Raw genomic sequence first — 18,343 nt, forward strand, 5'->3', positions numbered from 1 at the left:
GTTCCGCCATCAGGCTGTGACCGCTGGTTGCGTCTTTAATGCGGCGCGCACATCGGCTTCGTTGAGCACGTCGTCGAGTGTCTTTGCAAGGCGCTCGAACATCTGGTCGAAATCGCTGTCAGTGAAGCTCAATGCGGGCGCAAAGCCGAGAATGTTGTCGCCGAAAGCGCGGAAGACAAGCCGGTTTTTGTATGCCGCGGCAGCAATCCGTTCCGAAAGTTTCAGCGATGCATCGAAACCTTGTCGCGTGGTTTTATCGGAGACGAGTTCCAGCGCGCCAAGCAACCCGCGATGGCGCGAGTCGCCCACGAGCGGATGATCGAGCAGCGCGTCGAGGCCCGCCGCGAAACGCGGACCGTGCGCCACGCCGTTTGCGAGCACGCCGCCTTCGTGATACAGGCGCAGCACTTCCAGACCGATCGCCGCGCTCACCGGATGCGCTGAATACGTGTGTCCATGCCCGACGATCGCGCTCGCGTCGCCGTCGGCGATTCCCTGATAGACGGCGTCGGACATCAGCACGGCGCCCATTGGCGCATAGCCCGAGGTCAGGCCCTTTGCAACGGTCATCAGGTCCGGTTGCACGTCCTCGGCCTGGCACGCGAACAGCGGGCCGGTGCGGCCGAAACCGGTGATGACTTCATCGGCGACAAAGAGGATATCGAGCTTGCGGCACGCTTCGCGCATGGCTTTGAGCCAGCCGGCCGGCGGCACGATCACGCCGCCCGATCCCTGGATCGGCTCGCAGAAAAACGCCGCTACGTTGTCGGCGCCGATCTCGGCAACCTTGGCTTCGAGCGCGGCGACGGATGCGGCGATCAGCGCGGCGTCATCGGGGAAATCGTTGCGGTACGCATAGGGCGAAGGAAGATGATGCTGGGTCGGCAGGGGCAGGTCGAAGTTGCGATGAAACGCGGGCAACGCCGTCAGGCCCGCGCCGACAGAAGACGACCCGTGGTACCCGCGATGCAGTGCAATGATGTGCTTCTTGGCCGGCCTGCCGGTTGCGTTGAAGTAATGTGTGATGAAACGGATTGCGGAATCGACTGCATCCGAGCCGCCGAGCGTGAAATACACATGCTGCAGGGATTCCGGCGACATTTCGACCAGCTTCTGCGCCAGTTCGATCGCAGGGGCCGAGCCGAAGTGAAAGTAGCTCGTGGCGTAGGGCAGGCGGCTCATCTGTTCGGTCGCCACCTTGACGATACTTTCCTGTCCGTAGCCTACGTTCACGCACCAGAGGCCGGAGAAGCAGTCGAGCAGTTCGTTGCCGTCGGCATCGCGCAGATAGGCGCCCTTTGCGGACTCGAGCACGGTGACGCCGCGGGCTTCGTGTGCGCGGTAGTTGATGACCGGATGAATCAGATGCTTGCGGTCGGCTTCAATGAGCGATTTGATCGACATGGTTTTCTCGGACGCTGGATGGGCTGTTGACTGCTCCAATATTACTCATGGACGGCCATTGCCTGACGCGCTAAAAAACTCCCCAAAGCACGCGGATGTCGCGTTTCGCAGGCTCCGCGCAGCATTTTCTGCGGCGCGGGCCTTCGAGGTGCGTTTGAGGTGCGCTTGGTGAGCTGTCTTAGGCGAGCTGTCTGGCCGGTCAATAACCCCGGCTGCGATCGACCTGCCCGATCAGCGGCAGGCCTCGTTCGTGGCGCCGCAGATTCTCCAGGACGGTCTCGACCGCGCCTTCGGGACGCGTCGCGCTGGCAATGTGCGGCGTGATCCGCACGCGCGGGTGCGTCCATAGCGCATGACCGGCGGGAAGCGGCTCGGGGTCGGTCACATCGAGGATCGCGGTGTCGAGCTGGCCGCTCTCTAGTGCGGCGAGCAGATCTTCCTGGTTCAGGTGTGGGCCGCGGCCGGTTTGGATCAGCGATGCCCCTCGCGGCAGCTTGTTGAAAAGTGCTGCGTCGAGCATGCCCTGGGTTTCCTGCGTGAGCGGCAGCAGGCAGACGAGGATATCCGTGCGGGCAAGGAATGCATCGAGTGCGGCGGCGCCTGCATGACATTGCACGCCCTCGATCTGTCCGCCGGATCGGCTCCAGCCCGCGCAATCGAAGCCGAACAGCCGCAGCCGCTGGAGAACGGCTGTCCCCAGCATGCCAAGACCCAGGACACCGATTCGCCTCGACGATGCCGGCCGGACGTGCCGTGCCTTCCATTCCTGCCGGGCCTGCTGCGCGGCGTAATCGGCAACGTCGCGATGAATCGTCAGCACGGCTTGGGTGACATATTCGACCATGCCTTGCGCGATGCCCGGCTCGATCATGCGCACCACGGGAATATGCTCAGGCACGCGCGAGAGGTCGAACTGATCGACGCCCGCGCCCACCGAGAAGATGACCTCGAGGTTGGGCAGGGCTTCCAGCGGATTGTCGGGCGGCTGCCACGCGGCCAGGTATCTGATCGCCGCCGGATCGCCGACATCGGGCCACAGATGAAACGCAATGTCCGGCGCTTGCTGCGCGAAGAGCGCGCCCCACTGGGCGCCCCGAACGGGATCGGCTTTGTAGAGGAAGGCCATGGGGAGTTACAGCATTGCCTGATTGATGATCGCGAACTGGCGGCAATCGTCGTCCGGGTTGTCGCGACCGGTCGCGGCGGGTGCGTTCAGCACCATTTTCATCACGCTATCCACGCGGGGCAGTCCGAGGCCGTCGAGCCATTCGGTCAGGCCACATTCCGCGGGTGTATCGATACGAATGAACACGCCCTCGTTCAACGACAGCCAATGGCTGATCAATGCCTTCGCGCGCACGGGATCGGAACCGGGCGCGACCACCGGGCCGATAGCGAAACCGCGTCCGAACCGGCGAAATAGCGAGAAGCCGATCAGTTCGCCGTCGCGGTCGAGACCGATGCCGTCGGCGTTTGCGAGCAGCGCCGGCAATGTCTGCGTGCGGTCGAGCCCGCATGCGCGGGACGCCAGATCTATGAGACGGGCGGTATCGTTCGTACCCAGCGGCCGCAGCCTTTCCCCCGACGGCAACGCCATCAGCGGCGGCTGGAACGCCGTTCCCTGATGCTGGTCGAGCGTCCCGACCGCGCGAAAGCCAAGTTTCTCGTAAAGCGGCTGGCCGGCGAGCGTGGCGTGCAAAAACGTCACGCGGCCTTCGAGTGCTTCGAGCACGCTTTCCATGAGCTTGCGCCCGATCCCGAGACCTTGCCGCGCCGGCGACACGATCACCATGCCAAGCGATGCCCGGTCGTCGCCATATGTCCAGTACAACGCCGTGCCCACGACCTCTCCGGCTTCAATGGCAACGAACCCGGCGCCGGCCTGCGCCACGAACTGCCAGTCTTCCGCGCGATGCGGCCATTTCAGCTCGACCGTGAGGGCATGCGCGGCGGCAATATCTTCGTCTGTGAAGGGTCTATATGCAACTTGGTCGGACACACGGCCTCCGTGAATGGCTTCGGACTACACGCGCTTACTCTGGCATTCGTCGCGGCGCGTGAATAGGACGATCTTTTCGTCGCGTCCTTTGCGAACGCAAGCAGGACGCAACCAGGCACTTTCGATGCAAATTGCACGGTCTGCGTCCTCATAACGCGTGGTTTGTGCTGAACGCGGATTTTTGTCGGTGAGATGTGCGGTGCTGCCGGCACTACGATTGAAGTGATTCCAGAGACCCTTCTTTCTCGAGGATATTGCAATGGACCAGTTCGATCCCGCCCGCGTTGCCGTGCGCACCGGGCATTTCATAGGCGGCGACTATGTGGACGAAGGCGAGCGCCGGATCGACGTCGCACGGCCCTCGGACGGCGTGATGTATGCATCGGTGCCGGTGGCCGATGCAGCCATGATCGACCGTGCCGTGGAAGACGCATGGCGTGCTTTCAAGGCGAGTGGCTGGGCCAGCATGGCGCCGCGCGAGCGGGCGAAGATCCTGCGCCGCTTCGCCGACCTGGTCGCAGCGGACGTGGAAACGCTCGCGCCACTCGAATCCCTCGGCTCGACCCGCCCGATCCGCGACGCCAGCAACTGGGACGTCCCGTTCACCGCAGAGGGCATCCGGTTCTACGCGGAATTCGCCGACAAGCTCGGCGGCGATGTGACGGCGACAGATCACGATCATCTCGGCATGACAATCGCCGAACCGTACGGCGTGATCGGCGCCATTGCGCCGTGGAATTTTCCGCTCGTGATGGCGTCGTGGAAGATCGCGCCGGCGCTCGCGGCGGGCAACGCGGTCGTGCTGAAACCCTCGGAGATGACGCCGTTCTCGGTGCTTCGCCTGGCCGAGCTGGCTGTGCTGGCGGGCGTTCCGAAGGGAATTTTCAATGTGGTCCAGGGCGACGGCCGCACGACCGGGGACGCGCTCGTGCGGCACCCGAAGATATCGAAGGTCACGTTCACGGGTTCCACGCGGACCGGGGCAGCGATCATGGCCGCGTGCGCCGAGTCGGGCACCAAGCCCGTGACGCTGGAACTCGGCGGCAAGAGCCCGCAGATCGTGTTTGCCGATGCCCCCCGTCTCGACGATGTAGCGCGCCGGATTGCGGGTGCGATCTCGGGCAATGCGGGGCAGGTCTGCGTTGCGGGCTCGCGCCTGCTGGTCGAGCGCGCGCTTGCCGAACCGCTTGCCGAGCGGATTCAGAAAGTTTTCTCCGAGCTGAAGGCGGGTCACACCTGGAGCGCCGGCACGACGCTCGCGCCGATCATCTCGGAACCGCAGACGGCGCGCATCGAATCGATTGTCGGACGCACGGTTGCTGCGGGCGCCACGCTGCAATGCGGCGGGACACGCGAAGGCGCGTCTTATCGGCCAACCTTGCTTACGGATGTCACGTCGTCGTCGGAAGCCGTGCGCGAGGAAATCTTCGGTCCGGTGCTGACGCTGCAGACATTCGACACGGAAGCCGAAGCGCTGGAACTTGCGCAGCACCCCGAATATGGTCTCGCCGCCGGCGTGCACACGGCGGACCTTGGCCGTGCGCTGCGCTTCGTGCGAGGTCTGGAAGCGGGCACGGTGTGGGTGAACCGTTATGGCCGGAGCGCGGATTTCATGATCCCGACCGGCGGCTACAAGCGCTCGGGGATCGGCAAGGATCTCGGACGCCAGGCTTACGAAGCCAATCTGCGCTTCAAGAGCGTGCTGATCGATCTGCGCCAGTAACGCGAGACGCAAGGCCCGGTGTCCGCGGGTGAAGCCCGATGCCGAGGCAGTCTTTCGAAACAACGCCGCAGACTCTGCTGTCGCAGTACCTCAAAAACGCATCTTTGTATTTTTGGCGCGCCCGAATGAAGAAACATCTATGTTTTTGCGCTGGTTAAATTCTTATCAGGGCAGCACTGGAGCGCAACGCTGGAGATGGACCGCGCGGTCCGCTGAATTCACCACTTAGTTAATTTTTACCACAGGACCATGAACATGATCGACTTCGAACCCAAATACATCACCTTCGATTGCTACGGCACCCTGACCAAGTTTCACCTGGCCGACATGACCCGTGAAATGTACGGCGACGTGCTCAAGGGCGAAGACATGGACCGCTTGATTGCGTTCTTTTCCGGGTATCGGCGAGACGAAGTGCTGGGCGCGTGGAAGCCGTATCGCGATGTGATCGTGAATGCGTTCAGACGTGCATGCGAGCGCATGAACGTGGCGTTCGACGAAGCGAAGGCTGAAGCGTTCTACACCGCCGTGCCGACCTGGGGTCCGCATCCGGATGTTCCCGAAGGCCTGTCGCGCCTCGCGAAGAAGTACAAGCTCGTCATTCTCTCGAACGCGTCGAACGACCAGATCCAGAGCAACGTCGACAAGCTCGGCGCGCCTTTTCACGCCGTGTTCACAGCCGAGCAGGCGCAGTCGTACAAGCCACGCATGCCGGGCTTCGAGTACATGTTCAAGCAGCTCGGCTGCAATCCGGAAGACGTGCTGCACGTGTCGTCGAGCCTACGTTATGACCTGATGACCGTGCACGACATGGGCGTGAAGCACAAGGCGTTTGTGAATCGTGGCCATGAGCCGTCGACGCCTTACTACCAGTACACCGAAGTCAAGGACATTCCGGATCTCGCCACGCAACTGGGCCTGTAAAAGGTCTTGAGGATCGCATCGATGAAGCTCGACTCCTACTGGCTCGATACCTCGCCGCCGCTGCGATCGGCAAGCGCGGGTCCGCTCGACGGACGCGTGGATGTCGCCGTGATCGGTGGGGGCTTCACCGGTTTGTCGGCCGCGCTTGCGCTCGGCAAGCGCGGCGCTTCGGTGGCGGTGCTGGAAGCAGGGCGCATTGGCGGCGGTGCATCAGGGCGCAACGGCGGACAGGTAAACACCGGTGTCGCGCAGGATTTCGCGGCGCTGGTCGAGCAGCTTGGCGTGGTCAAGGCCCGCGCCTGCTACCGCGCTTATGCGAGCGCCGTCGATACGGTCGAGCGGCTGATACGCGAAGAAAACATCGATTGCGATTACCTGCCGTCGGGCAAGCTCAAGCTGGCCTCGAAACCGCATCACTTCGCGCATCTGGAAAAGACCGCCGAAGTCATCCGGCGCGAAGTCGATACGAACATCGAGATCATCGGACGCGAGCAGCTACGCTCCGAGATCCAGTCGGACAGTTTCCACGGCGCATTGCTGCAGCGTCATGGTGGCCAGATGCACATGGGCCGATTCACTGTCGGTTTGGCGGATGCCGCCGCGCGATACGGCGCGAAGCTTTATGAAAACGCGGGCGTGAGCGTGATCGAAAAAGACGGCGAGGGCGCCTACCGGATCGTGTCGGCGCGGGGTGAGATCAGGGCAAAACAGGTGCTCGTGGCTACGGGGCCTTCACGACAGGGGCCGTTCAACTGGTACAGGCGCAGGCTCGCGCCGGTTGGATCGTTCATCGTGGTGACGGAGCCGTTGCCGGCGCACATGATTGCCGAGGTGTTTCCGAATCGCCGCGCCTATACGACCACGCGGCTGATGCACAACTACTTTCGCGTGACGCCGGATTCACGCTTGTTGTTCGGTGGACGCGCGCGTTTCACGGCGTCAGAACGGCCATCGGACGCGAAGAGCGGGCGGATCCTGCAGCAAAACCTTGCCGCGATGTTCCCGGCGCTGGCGCAGGCGCGCATTGATTACTGCTGGGGCGGTCTTGTCGATATCACCGCTGACCGCCTGCCCCGCGCAGGTCAGCACGAAGGCATTTATTTCTCCATGGGTTACAGCGGCCACGGCACGCAGATGTCGACGCACATGGGCCAGGTCATGGCTGATGTGATCGATGGCCGCGAGAGCGCAAATCCATGGCGCGAGTTCGAGTGGCCGGCCATTCCAGGCCACACCGGCAAACCCTGGTTCCTGCCGCTCGTTGGCACGTATTACCGCATCAAGGACGTGTTCGTCTGAGCCCGCAGGGCACCCGCTGTTTCCCCCAATACGCTGTATTCCAGACACTCTCGCGGAGAAGTTCGAATGAACAAGCAACACATGGAACATGCCAATGCCGCGCTCGCATCCGAACTCGAGAACCTGACGCGGCGCGGTGCGTCGCGGCGCGACGTCTTGCGGGCAATGGCCGCAGCGGGTATGGCGACGCTTACCGGCGCAGGGCTTCTCACTGCCAGCAGCGCAGCTCAGGCGCAGGCTGCAGCGAAGCCGCAACAAGGCGGCAAGATACGGGTGGCGACGCAGTCGGCGTCCGCGGCCGACACCCTCGACCCCGCGAAGGGCGCGCTCGGCACGGACTACGTTCGCGCGAACATGTTCTACAACGGCCTGACTGAACTCGACTCCCATCTCGGCGCGACGATGGGGCTCGCCGAATCGCTGGACACCAAGGACGCGACGGTATGGATCGTCAAGTTGCGCACTGGCGTCCAGTTCCACGATGGAAAGTCGCTGGCACCCGCTGACGTGGTCTATTCGCTGATGCGTCACAAGGACCCGGCGACGGCATCGAAGGCCAAGACGCTGGCGGACCAGTTCAAGGAAGTAAAAGCGACAGGTCCGAACGAAGTCACGATCACGCTGGAAGGCGCGAACGCCGATCTGCCAGTGATCCTCGCGGACTCGCATTTCCTCATCATCAAGGACGGCACGACCGACTTCAAGACGGCGATCGGCACGGGTCCTTACAAGGTGAAGGATTTCTCGCCCGGCGTGCGCACGGTCGGTGTAAAGAACGAAAAATACTGGAAACCGGGCCTGCCGCATCTGGACGAGATCGAACTGATCGGTATTGGCGACGAATCCGCCCGCGTGAATGCCTTGCTTTCCGGCGATGTCCAACTGATCAACGCAGTCAGCCCGCGCTCGACCGAGCGCATCAAGACCTCTCCGGGCTTCAAGGTGCTGGAAACGAAAACGGGCCAGTACACCGACCTGATCGTGCGCGACGAAGGCGGAATAACCGGCAACGACGATTTTCGTCGGGGTATGTTCTATCTACTGGATCGCGAGCAGATCAAACGCGCGGTGTTTCGCGGCTTCGGCACGATTGCGAACGACCAGCCAATCGACCCGACGAACAAGTACTACATGGCGGGCATTCCCCAGCGTCCCTACGACCCGGAGAAGGCCAAGTTCTATTTCAAGAAGGCGAAGCTCGGCAGCGATCCGATCCAGATCTTTGCTTCCCCGGCGGCCGAAGGTTCGGTCGAGATGGCGACGCTCATGCAACAGGTCGCGCCGGCAGCGGGCTTGAACCTCCAGGTGACGCGGGTTCCATCCGACGGTTACTGGTCGAATCACTGGATGAAGCATCCGCTCGGCTTTGGCAGCGTGAACGCGCGTCCGAGCGCAGACGTGCTGTTCACACAGTTCTTCAAGTCGGACGCGCCGTGGAACGAAGCCAACTGGAAGAGCCCGAAATTCGACCAGATGCTGGTGGCAGCGCGCGGTGAACCCGACGACGCGAAGCGCAAGAAGATCTACGGCGACATGCAGGTGCTGGTGCATGAAACAGGCGGTATCGGCATTCCGATGTTCCAGAGTTCGCTCGATGCCTACACGAGCAAGCTGCAGGGACTCGGATCGATTCCGCTCGCAGGCCTGATGGGTTTCGCGTTCGCGGAGCATGTCTGGCTCACGAGCTGAACGCGGGCCGTCGGCTAGCCGTTGTCAGGCGGTTCGGCCAGGTATCAGGTGTTGCGCGCGCCGCGTACTGCGAGCGCGCGGTCTCAACGAAGGAGGCGAATCCATGCAAGCTCACGCGCAAAGACTCATCGCCGCGCGCCTCGGCATTGCGCTGCTCACGTTGCTGCTCGTGTCGGCGGTCGTGTTTGCCATCACGGGCCTGCTTCCCGGCGACGCCGCGCAGCAGGCACTCGGGCAGGCTGCGACACCGCAAGCCGTGACGGCGCTGCGGCATCAGCTTGGTCTCGACCAGCCTGCGCTGCAACGCTACTTCGAGTGGCTCTATCAAATTTTTTCGGGCAACTTCGGCACGTCGATGTCGAACAGCTTGCCGGTCAGCCAGATGATCGCCACGCGCCTGCCTAACTCGCTCGTGCTGGCGGGACTCACGACGATCGTGTCCGTGCCGGTAGCCTTGCTGATCGGGATTTCATCGGCGATGTTCCGCGGTTCGCTGCTCGACCGCGTGCTCAACGTGCTGACGCTTTCCACCGTCGCGGTGCCGGAGTTCCTGATTGCGACCATCGCAGTGCTGGTCTTCGCGGTGAAGCTGCGCTGGCTGCCGGCGTTGTCCTACTTGTCGGAAGTGTCGTCGTTCGGCGGTTTGCTGCGCATCTATGCCATGCCCGTGATGACGCTGTGCTGCGTGATCGTGGCGCAGATGTCGCGGATGACGCGCGCCGCCGTGCTCGACCAGCTCAATAGCTCGTATGTCGAGATGGCGATCCTCAAGGGTGCGTCGCCCATGCGTGTCGTGCTGCGCCACGTGTTGCCCAATACCATTGGTCCGATTGCCAACGCCGTGGCGCTGAGCCTCTCCTACCTCTTCGGCGGCGTGGTGATCGTGGAATCGATCTTCAATTATCCCGGTCTTGCGAGCCTGATGGTCGATGCCGTCACCAACCGCGACATGCCGCTCGTGCAGGGTTGCGTGATGGTTTTTTGCGCGGCTTACCTGGCGCTCGTGCTGATTGCCGATCTGGCTCAAATCGTTTCAAACCCGAGGCTGCGTCAACGATGAACCGACCTGCCCATCCCCCTCTGCCGCATGCCGGCACCGAGCTTTACAGCGACCCGGCGGTCGACGCGACAGGCATACCGGTCACGCCGGGCGCGCCCATCGTGGAAATCGCCCCGAAGAGGCAAGGCCTCTTCAAGAGGCTCCTGCGGCGCTTCTCGGTGCTGGGTCTTATCGGCCTCGTGATCGTGCTGTTCTGGATGATCATTGCATTCATTGGACCGCTGATCGCGCCTTACAAGGCCGGCGCGCTTTCTTCGGTCGACGTGTTCGGGCCGTCGAGCCGCGCCTTTCCGCTGGGAACCGATTACCTCGGCCGCGACATGCTCAGCCGGATTCTCTACGGCACGCGCTATACGGTCGGCCTCGCGTTGATGGCCGCGCTGCTCGCGAGCGTGATCGGCACGTTCTTCGGTCTGCTCGCGGCGGTGTCAGGCCGATGGCCGGATGAAATCATGAGCCGTCTCTTCGATGCACTCATCTCGATTCCGAGCAAAGTGCTCGCGCTGGTCGTGATCGCGGCATTCGGTTCGTCTATTCCGATGCTGACCGGCGTCGCCGCGCTCGCCTACATTCCCGGCGCGTTCCGGATCTCGCGCTCGCTCGCGGTGAACCTGATGACGCTGGAATACGTGCAGGTCGCCCGGGCGCGCGGCGAGGGCCTCTTCTATATTGCGCGCCGCGAAGTGTTGCCTAACATGATCCATCCCATGCTCGCCGACTTCGGCTTGCGCTTCGTGTTTATCGTGCTGCTTTTGAGCGGACTGAGTTTCCTCGGTCTTGGCGTGCAGCCGCCCAATGCCGACTGGGGGTCGCTCGTGCGCGAAAACATTGGCGGCCTCGCGGACGGCTCGCTCGCCGTGCTGATGCCGGCCATTGCCATCGCGACGCTCACGATCGGCGTGAATTTGTTCATCGACAACCTGCGCCGCCGAGGCTCGCGTGCGCAAGGAGGTGCGTGATGTCAACTTATACGGCCACTCATACGTCCACTTATACGAACCCCGAAGCCGATACGGGCAGCAGCATGATCGAGGTCAGGGGCTTGCGCGTGGTTGCGGGCGCGGCGCCCGATCCAGTGGTCGAGATCGTGAAGGGCGTGGACTTCACGGTCAGGCGCGGCGAAGTGCTGGCGCTGATTGGCGAGTCGGGGTCGGGGAAGACGACCATCGCGCTGGCTCTCCTCGGCTACGCGCGCGCGGGATGTTCGATCAGCAGCGGCTCCGTGCGAGTGGGCGAGTTCGATGTGCTCTCGCTCGACGTGAAAGGCCGGCGCGCGCTGCGTGCCCGCACGGTAGCGTATGTTGCCCAGAGCGCGTCGGCGGGTTTCAACCCGGCGCGCACCATCATGGATCAGGTCACGGAACCGGCGCTGCTGCACAAGCTCATGTCGCGCGATGCGGCGCGTGCGAAAGCAGTCGGCTTGTTCCGCGCCCTCGCGTTGCCAGAGCCGGATACGATCGGCGAGCGCTATCCGCATCAGGTCTCGGGCGGCCAGTTGCAGCGCGTGATGGCCGCAATGGCGCTGATCACGGACCCGCAAGTGGTCGTGTTCGACGAACCCACCACCGCGCTCGACGTGACGACGCAGATCGAAGTGCTGGCGGCCTTCAAGAAAGTGATCCGTGAGCTCGGAACGACGGCAATCTACGTGTCGCACGATCTTGCGGTCGTCGCGCAGATGGCCGACCGGATCGTCGTGCTCAACGGCGGCTGCGTGAAGGAGAACGGGCCGGTGGCGCAAGTGCTCGACGCTCCCGCCGATGCCTATACGCGGCAATTGCTCGCGGCCACGCGCAGGCCCGAACCCGAAGCAATCGTGCGCACTCGTGCGGAGTCGCTCAAGGGTCCGTTGCTCGAGATTCGCGCGCTCTCGGCGGGATATGGCCGTGTCGACCGGTTTGGCGTGCCTGCGGTGCGCGTGCTGGACGACGTCGGCCTGTCCATTGGACGCGGCAGCGCGCTTGGCGTCATCGGTGAATCGGGTTCTGGCAAGACAACGCTTGCGCGCGTGGTCGCGGGACTTGTCGGCCGGGCGCGCGGCGAAGTGTTCTTCGACGGCAAGCCGCTGCCCGCTCAGTTGTCGCAACGCACGGCAGAGCAGTACCGGCAGATTCAAATCGTGTTCCAGAACGCCGATACCGCATTGAACCCGAGCCATACGATTGCCGACATTCTCGGACGTCCGCTCAATTTCTATCACAAGCTGCGCGGGTCGGACGCGCGCAAGCGCATGCTGGAACTGCTCGACCTGGTGAAGCTGCCGGCGTCGATTGCCGGGCGCACGCCTGCGGCACTCTCGGGTGGACAGAAGCAGCGGATCAACCTCGCACGCGCGCTCGCGGCGAAACCGTCGTTGATTCTCTGCGACGAAGTCACCTCTGCCCTCGACACCGTGGTCGGCGCGGCCATCCTGGACTTGCTCGCGGAGTTGCGCCGTGAGCTTGGTGTGTCGCTGATGTTCATCAGCCACGATATTTCGACCGTGCGTTCCATCTGCGACGAAGTGATCGTGCTGTATGCGGGTCATCGCGTGGAAGCGGGCCAGCGCGACGTGCTCGCGGCGCCTCCGTACCACCCGTACACGGAATTGCTGGTCGGCTCGGTGCCCGCGTTGCAGCCGGGCTGGCTCGATGCGCGCCGCGAGATCGGCGAGACCGTGCTGCCTGCAATGGGTCCGAGCGAGGATATTGCAGAGCTGTGCAGTTTCCGCGGGCGCTGCGGGGTTCGTATCGACGGAATGTGCAACGCCACGCCGCCTTCCATGAAGAAGCTGCCGTCGGGCGCTGAGATTCTCTGTCATCACTCGCTCGCCGAACTCAACCGCATGCAAACCTCGGAGACCGTCGCAGCATGAGCGGACGTTTCGTGCGGCTGGCCGAGACCGGGCGCAAAACTTTCACGATCACCGTCGACGGCGTGGAACGCCAGGCCGCGGAGGGTGACACGCTGATGGTCGCGTTGCTGACCAGCGTGAAGTCACTGCGCGATTCCGATTTCGGCGATGGCCGGCGCGCGGGATTCTGCCTGATGGGCGCGTGCCAGGACTGCTGGGTGTGGACGGCGGGCGGCGAGCGGCTGCGCGCATGCAGTACGGTGGCGCAGCCGGGCATGTCGATCGTGACCCGGCTCGGGTCGCACGAGGAGGGCGTATGGCTCGGCGTGTGATCGTGATCGGCACGGGGCCCGCAGGCGTGCGTGCGGCGCAGGAACTGGTGTTGGGCGGGCTTCGCCCCACCGTGATCGACGAAGGCGTGAAGGACGGCGGCCAGATCTACAGGCGGCAGCCCGACGGCTTCACCCGTTCATATGCAACGCTCTATGGCACGGAGGCCGCGCATGCGCAGTCGTTGCATCTGGACTTCGACGCGCTCAAGGGCAAGATCGACTATCTGCCCCACACACTCGTCTGGAACATCACACCGGGCACGGTGCATCTCGTGAATGACGGGCAATACCGGACCATGGAGTTCGATGCACTCATCATCTGCAGCGGCGCGACGGATCGCCTGCTGCCGGTAAAAGGCTGGCAGCTCGCAGGCACCTACAGTCTCGGCGGCGCGCAGGTCGCACTGAAATCGCAAGGCTGCGCAATCGGTGCGCGTGTCGTGTTCATGGGTACCGGCCCGCTGTTGTATTTGGTCGCGGCGCAATACGTGAAAGCGGGCGCAGGCGTCATGGCGGTGCTGGACACGTCCACGTTTGCCCAGCGTCTTCGCGCCTTGCCGAAGCTCCTGGCCATTCCTGGTGCGCTGAAAAACGGTATAGCGCTGATCTCGGTGCTGCGGCGCGCGGGCGTCAGGATTTATCGCGGCGTGCGGCCGATGGAGATCACTGGCACGCCGGAAATCGGCGTCTCGGGTGTGCGCGCTGCATCGCAAAGCGGCGTGCCCGTCGATATCAAGTGCGACGCCGTGGCGCTCGGCTATCACCTTCGGCCCGAAACCCAGCTTGCGGATCTCGCCGGTTGCGAAATGCGCTTCGATGAAGCCGCGCAGCAATGGCTCGTCTCGACTGATGACGAAGGCCGCAGCAGTATCGATGGGATTTATATTGCAGGCGACGGCGCCCGCGTGCGCGGCGCGAATGCCGCCGAATGCAGCGGACGCATTGCCGCGCTGGCCGTGCTGAAAGCCGCCGGCATGCAGCCGGAAGGGATGGCCGAATCAATGTCGAAGCACAAGACCGAGCTAGCCCGCTTCACTCGATTTGCCAATGGCCTGCGCATTGCGTTTCCATGGCCGTCGCGTCTCGTGGCATCGATGCCCGACGAAACCATTGTCTGCCGATGCGAAGCGGTCACCGCCGGCGAGTTGCGCCGCGTGGTGCGCGAGACGGGCGCGAAGGAAGCCAACAGGGCGAAAGCGTTCTCGCGTGTTGGCATGGGGCGTTGCCAGGGACGATACTGCGCGCATGCGGGCGCCGAAGTGATTGCGGCAGCAGCTTCGGTGCCGTTGTCGTCAGTCGGACGGCTGCGTGGCCAGGCGCCGGTCAAGCCGCTGCCAATGGCGCTCGTCGAGGAGCCCGACGAATGACCGCGTTGAGTCAATCTGCCACCCGCGCCGATGTGATCGTGATCGGCGGCGGCATCATGGGCACGAGTACAGCGTTCTTCTTGCGGCGTCGCAATCGTTCGGTGATCCTGCTCGAACGCGGTCTTACGGGACAGCAGGCGAGCGGCGTAAATTTCGGCGGCATTCGAAGGCAAGGCCGCGCGCTGCCACAACTCGCCATGGCCAGCCGTGCGCTCAGGATTTGGCAGAACGCGCGTGAACTGCTTGGCGAGGACGTCGAATTCCTGCCGTCGAGCCATACGCGGGTCTGCTATCACGCACACGATGCCGAGTATTTCGACCGCTACGCGCAGGAGGCGCGCGAATACGGTCTCGATCTCGAGGTGTTGCACGGCGAAGCCGTGTTCAGGCGCTTTCCGTTTCTCGGCCGCGAGGTGCTGTCCGCGTCCATTTCTCCACTCGACGGTCATGCCAATCCGCGACTTGCCGCACCGACGTTCGGTCGTGCGGCGGCGCGTCTCGGCGCGTTGATTGTCGAGAATACGGAGATCGTTCGCGTCGATAAGGATGGCGATACATTCCGCGTGGAGAGCGCGAACGGGACCGTGTACCGCGCGGCGCAGGTCGTGATCTGTGCTGGCGCATGGGCGAGCAAGCTCAGCGGGCAGTTTGGAGAGCCCGTGCCCATTCGGGCTAGCGGCCCGCAGATGGCGGTGACCGAGCCAGTGCCTTACGTCTTCAAGGCGTCGATGGGCGTCTATACATCGATCAAGGAAGAAAGCGTTTATTTCAGGCAGATTCCGCGCGGCAACATCATCCTGGGCGGCGGTCCTCCCGGTCCCGCCGACGCCGCCACGCGCCGCGCCAGCGTGCTGCCCGAAAACACCGTGCGCCAGATGAAGCAGTTTCGCCGCATGGTGCCGGCGCTGGGCGCACTCAACGTGATTCGCGTATGGAGCGGCGTAGAGGGGTATCTGCCCGACGGCGAACCGGTGATCGGTCCGAGTTCGAAAGTGGACGGTCTTTTCTACGCGTTCGGTTTTTGCGGATCAGGTTTCCAGATTGGCCCGGGCGTCGGCGAGACGCTGGCTGAACTCATCGATACAGGCAGTACACCCATTGCGCTCGATCCCTTTTCCGTGCGGCGGTTCGCTGCCGAATCCATCATGCAACCCGCAGTGGCGCCGCCATGAAATCCACCGTAGCGCTCAGTGAAGCGCGCGCTTTCATAGAAGCGCATTTCGATGAACCCGTGACGCTCGCGCAGCTTGCCGAATTGTCGGCGTTGAGCGTGCCGCGATTCGTTACGGTATTCCGGCAACAGTTTGGGTCGTCGCCTTACCGGTACCTGTGCGGCTTGCGAATCGAGCGCGCGCAGATGCTGCTGCTGGCAGGCGTGCCCGGCTCCATGGTCGCGGCTGAAGTCGGCTTCTTCGACCAAAGCCATCTTGCGCGACACTTCAAGCAGTTTTGCGGCATGACGCCGACCGCGTTCCTGAAGCGCGCGCGCGGCAAGGCCACCACGCACGAGCACAGCGCCCTCGTCAATTCAGCACCAGCCCCGCGCTTTTGAGCGCATTGCGCACGCCAAGACCCGGATACGCGGTCTCGACCGTGCGCATGTCCGAGCGTGTCTCTTCGATGATCCAGTCGCGCACCGATTTGACGATCGGCCGCAGTGGCCGGTTGGGCGGCGAAACCAGACAGCAGCGGCGATGCGTTGCAATCAGTTCCTGCTCCGCCGGCATCAACGCGCCTTGCGCAATCCAGTGCGATACCACGTTAAGCCAGCCGAGCGCCACGCCCTGACCAAGCAGCGCGGCTTGAACCACGATGGCGTAATCGTTGAAACTGAGCATATGCGCTGCGCGCCGCCGATGTCCGGCGAACGCTGCAAAGCGGTCGTGCCAGCCGCGCTCTTCGTCGTCCATGACGATCACCGTGTCTTCGTGCTCGCCAGCTGAATTAATTAACCGTTGATCGTGATAGCGCTGGTTGCACACCGGCAGCAGGAGTTCGGGCATGACGAGGACGCTGTTTTCATCGATCTCGTCCTGAGTCACGAACCGCATGCCGAGGTCCACGTCGATCAGCGGACCGCCAATACGCCCCGAAATCAACTGGAATCGCAGGTCCACCGACGGAAACGCCTTGTTGAGCCGGTTCATTCGCGGCATCAGCCAGTGCGTGGTAAAGGCGGTGGAAACCGAGAGCGTCACGGATTCCACCCCGGTCGAACGCGCTTCGATCTCGCGAATCGCCCCCTCGATACCGTTGAACCCCTCCGAAATCTTCCCGTACAAAATGCGGCCGTTTTCCGTCAGTTCGATACCGCCGCGCGCGCGCTCGAACAACTGCACGCCGAGATGGTCCTCCATGCGCGCCAGCATGCGGCTGACTGCCGGCTGGCTCACATACAGTTCCTGTGCGGCGCGCGTGAAGTTTCCGCAGCGCGCCGCGGCCTCGAAAACAAACAGCGCGTTGGCGCTCGGCAGTTTCTTGCGTAGATTGGGCATGACCTCATGTTATGCCTGATCCAACAATTCGGGAATTGCCGCCAATAAAAACGCGCCGTATATTCGATTTGACCGATACATGAAAACCCATGTCCCGGCATGAATACCAACGAGAGAAACCAGCATGGATGCAAGGGCGAAAGCAGGAGTATCGATCCGGTCGGCTGCAAAGCGCTACGGCGCGGTTGTCGCACTCGACGACGTTTCGCTCGATATCGCGCCCGGCGAATTCGTCTCGTTGCTCGGGCCGTCGGGTTCCGGCAAGACCACCTTGCTCGGCATTCTCGGCGGCTTCGTCCAGCCGAGTTCCGGCTCGGTCTGGGTCGGCGATCGCGACATTACATTCGCGCCGCCGCATAAGCGTGACATCGGCATCGTGTTTCAGAACTACGCACTGTTTCCGCATATGAGCGTCGGCGAGAACGTCGCGTTTCCGTTGCGCGCACGACGTCAGCCAAAGGCCGGATGGGCCCGCAAGGTGTCCGACGCACTTGCCATGGTGGAACTCGGCGGATACGAGAGCCGCGGCATCAGCCAGTTGTCGGGCGGGCAGCGCCAGCGCGTCGCGCTCGCGCGCGCCATGGTGTTCGAGCCGCAACTGATCCTGATGGACGAACCACTCTCGGCGCTCGACAAACAATTGCGCGAAACCATGCAGATCGAACTGCGGCGCCTGCACAGGAAACTCGAGGCGACCATCGTCTACGTAACACACGACCAGCGTGAAGCGCTGACCATGAGCGACCGCGTCGCCGTGATGCGCAACGGCAAACTGGTGCAGATCGACACCCCGAGCGTCTCTACGACCGGCCTTGCGACGCTTTCGTCGCGAGTTTCATCGGCGAAGCGTCCATGTTGCCCGTCACGCGTGCAGGAGAAGACGCTGTGATGCTCGGCAACACGCTGTTGCGCACGGCACATCCGCTGCCGCATGGCGACACGCTCCTGCTTGCAGTGCAAACGGAGAAACTCGTCATCGATACCGCGCTGAACCACTCCGGCGTGAACCGGCTTGTCTGTCGCGTCACTGAAGTGCTGTATCAGGGCGAAAGCCTGCGCGTGTTCGCAACGCTTGCCGACGGCACGGCCATCAGCCTGCGTCAACCCGGCAGTCATGACGCACGTCAGCGCATCCCGGCTGCGGGCGCGCAAATGACGGTCGTGCTCGATCCGCAGGACACCATCGTCGTGCCTGGCTGAATCTTTCCAACGCGTATT

15 protein-coding genes and 1 pseudogene are annotated in these 18,343 nt (G+C 63.2%); 12 read left to right on the forward strand and 4 right to left on the reverse strand.

The features are described 5' to 3' along the window. Positions 1–9 precede the first annotated feature (9 nt). From AXG89_RS40025 to AXG89_RS40035, 3 genes are all read right to left on the reverse strand, one after another. A complete protein-coding gene (locus AXG89_RS40025; protein WP_075357592.1) occupies positions 10–1,404 on the reverse strand; it encodes an aspartate aminotransferase family protein in 1,395 nt (464 codons plus the stop codon). Between the two features lie 199 nt (positions 1,405–1,603). Then, positions 1,604–2,530: a 2-hydroxyacid dehydrogenase gene (locus AXG89_RS40030; RefSeq protein WP_075357591.1), complete on the reverse strand. Its 927-nt coding sequence runs from the start codon at positions 2,528–2,530 to the stop codon at positions 1,604–1,606. A gap of 6 nt (positions 2,531–2,536) precedes the next feature. Next, on the reverse strand, positions 2,537–3,403 hold the full coding sequence (locus AXG89_RS40035) for a GNAT family N-acetyltransferase (protein WP_075357590.1): 867 nt from the start codon (positions 3,401–3,403) through the stop codon (positions 2,537–2,539). Between the two features lie 259 nt (positions 3,404–3,662). Here AXG89_RS40035 and AXG89_RS40045 point away from each other — a divergent pair, with 259 nt between their 5' ends. From AXG89_RS40045 to AXG89_RS40095, 11 genes are all read left to right on the forward strand, one after another. Then, the gene (locus AXG89_RS40045) at positions 3,663–5,126 is read left to right on the forward strand and encodes an aldehyde dehydrogenase family protein (RefSeq protein ID WP_075357589.1); all 1,464 of its coding nucleotides are present in this window, start codon (positions 3,663–3,665) and stop codon (positions 5,124–5,126) included. Positions 5,127–5,381: 255 nt separating this feature from the next. Continuing rightward, on the forward strand, positions 5,382–6,050 hold the full coding sequence (locus AXG89_RS40050) for a haloacid dehalogenase type II (RefSeq protein WP_075357694.1): 669 nt from the start codon (positions 5,382–5,384) through the stop codon (positions 6,048–6,050). Between the two features lie 21 nt (positions 6,051–6,071). Next, positions 6,072–7,349: an NAD(P)/FAD-dependent oxidoreductase gene (locus tag AXG89_RS40055; RefSeq protein ID WP_075357588.1), complete on the forward strand. Its 1,278-nt coding sequence runs from the start codon at positions 6,072–6,074 to the stop codon at positions 7,347–7,349. Positions 7,350–7,415: 66 nt separating this feature from the next. Beyond that, on the forward strand, positions 7,416–9,038 hold the full coding sequence (locus AXG89_RS40060) for an ABC transporter substrate-binding protein (RefSeq protein WP_075357587.1): 1,623 nt from the start codon (positions 7,416–7,418) through the stop codon (positions 9,036–9,038). A gap of 103 nt (positions 9,039–9,141) precedes the next feature. After that, complete coding sequence (locus tag AXG89_RS40065; RefSeq protein WP_075357586.1) at positions 9,142–10,098, forward strand: ABC transporter permease; 957 nt, start codon at positions 9,142–9,144, stop codon at positions 10,096–10,098. After that, entirely contained in the window at positions 10,095–11,057 is a 963-nt protein-coding gene (locus AXG89_RS40070) for an ABC transporter permease (RefSeq protein ID WP_062001916.1), read from the forward strand. Before AXG89_RS40065 ends, AXG89_RS40070 begins: the two co-directional genes overlap by 4 nt. Before the next feature lie 65 nt (positions 11,058–11,122). Continuing rightward, on the forward strand, positions 11,123–12,952 hold the full coding sequence (locus tag AXG89_RS40075; protein WP_119024873.1) for an ABC transporter ATP-binding protein: 1,830 nt from the start codon (positions 11,123–11,125) through the stop codon (positions 12,950–12,952). Continuing rightward, positions 12,949–13,263 (forward strand): (2Fe-2S)-binding protein, encoded by a 315-nt coding sequence (locus tag AXG89_RS40080; RefSeq protein ID WP_075357585.1) that lies wholly within the window; start codon positions 12,949–12,951, stop codon positions 13,261–13,263. Before AXG89_RS40075 ends, AXG89_RS40080 begins: the two co-directional genes overlap by 4 nt. Beyond that, entirely contained in the window at positions 13,248–14,630 is a 1,383-nt protein-coding gene (locus AXG89_RS40085) for an FAD/NAD(P)-dependent oxidoreductase (RefSeq protein WP_075357584.1), read from the forward strand. The genes AXG89_RS40080 and AXG89_RS40085 overlap by 16 nt, the downstream gene beginning before the upstream one ends. After that, positions 14,627–15,802 (forward strand): NAD(P)/FAD-dependent oxidoreductase, encoded by a 1,176-nt coding sequence (locus AXG89_RS40090; protein ID WP_075357583.1) that lies wholly within the window; start codon positions 14,627–14,629, stop codon positions 15,800–15,802. Before AXG89_RS40085 ends, AXG89_RS40090 begins: the two co-directional genes overlap by 4 nt. After that, on the forward strand, positions 15,799–16,182 hold the full coding sequence (locus tag AXG89_RS40095; protein WP_062001912.1) for a helix-turn-helix domain-containing protein: 384 nt from the start codon (positions 15,799–15,801) through the stop codon (positions 16,180–16,182). Before AXG89_RS40090 ends, AXG89_RS40095 begins: the two co-directional genes overlap by 4 nt. Here the strand turns inward: AXG89_RS40095 and AXG89_RS40100 are convergent. Then, a complete protein-coding gene (locus AXG89_RS40100) occupies positions 16,154–17,125 on the reverse strand; it encodes a LysR family transcriptional regulator (RefSeq protein ID WP_075357582.1) in 972 nt (323 codons plus the stop codon). The two genes, AXG89_RS40095 and AXG89_RS40100, sit on opposite strands and share 29 nt — an antisense overlap. A 124-nt stretch (positions 17,126–17,249) precedes the next feature. On the opposite strand from AXG89_RS40100, the pseudogene AXG89_RS40105 reads away from it, so the two are divergent. Continuing rightward, a pseudogene (locus tag AXG89_RS40105) lies at positions 17,250–18,325 on the forward strand (ABC transporter ATP-binding protein). The last annotated feature ends 18 nt before the right edge of the window (positions 18,326–18,343 follow it).

The organism is Burkholderia sp. PAMC 26561 (assembly GCF_001557535.2).
Taxonomy (GTDB): domain Bacteria; phylum Pseudomonadota; class Gammaproteobacteria; order Burkholderiales; family Burkholderiaceae; genus Caballeronia.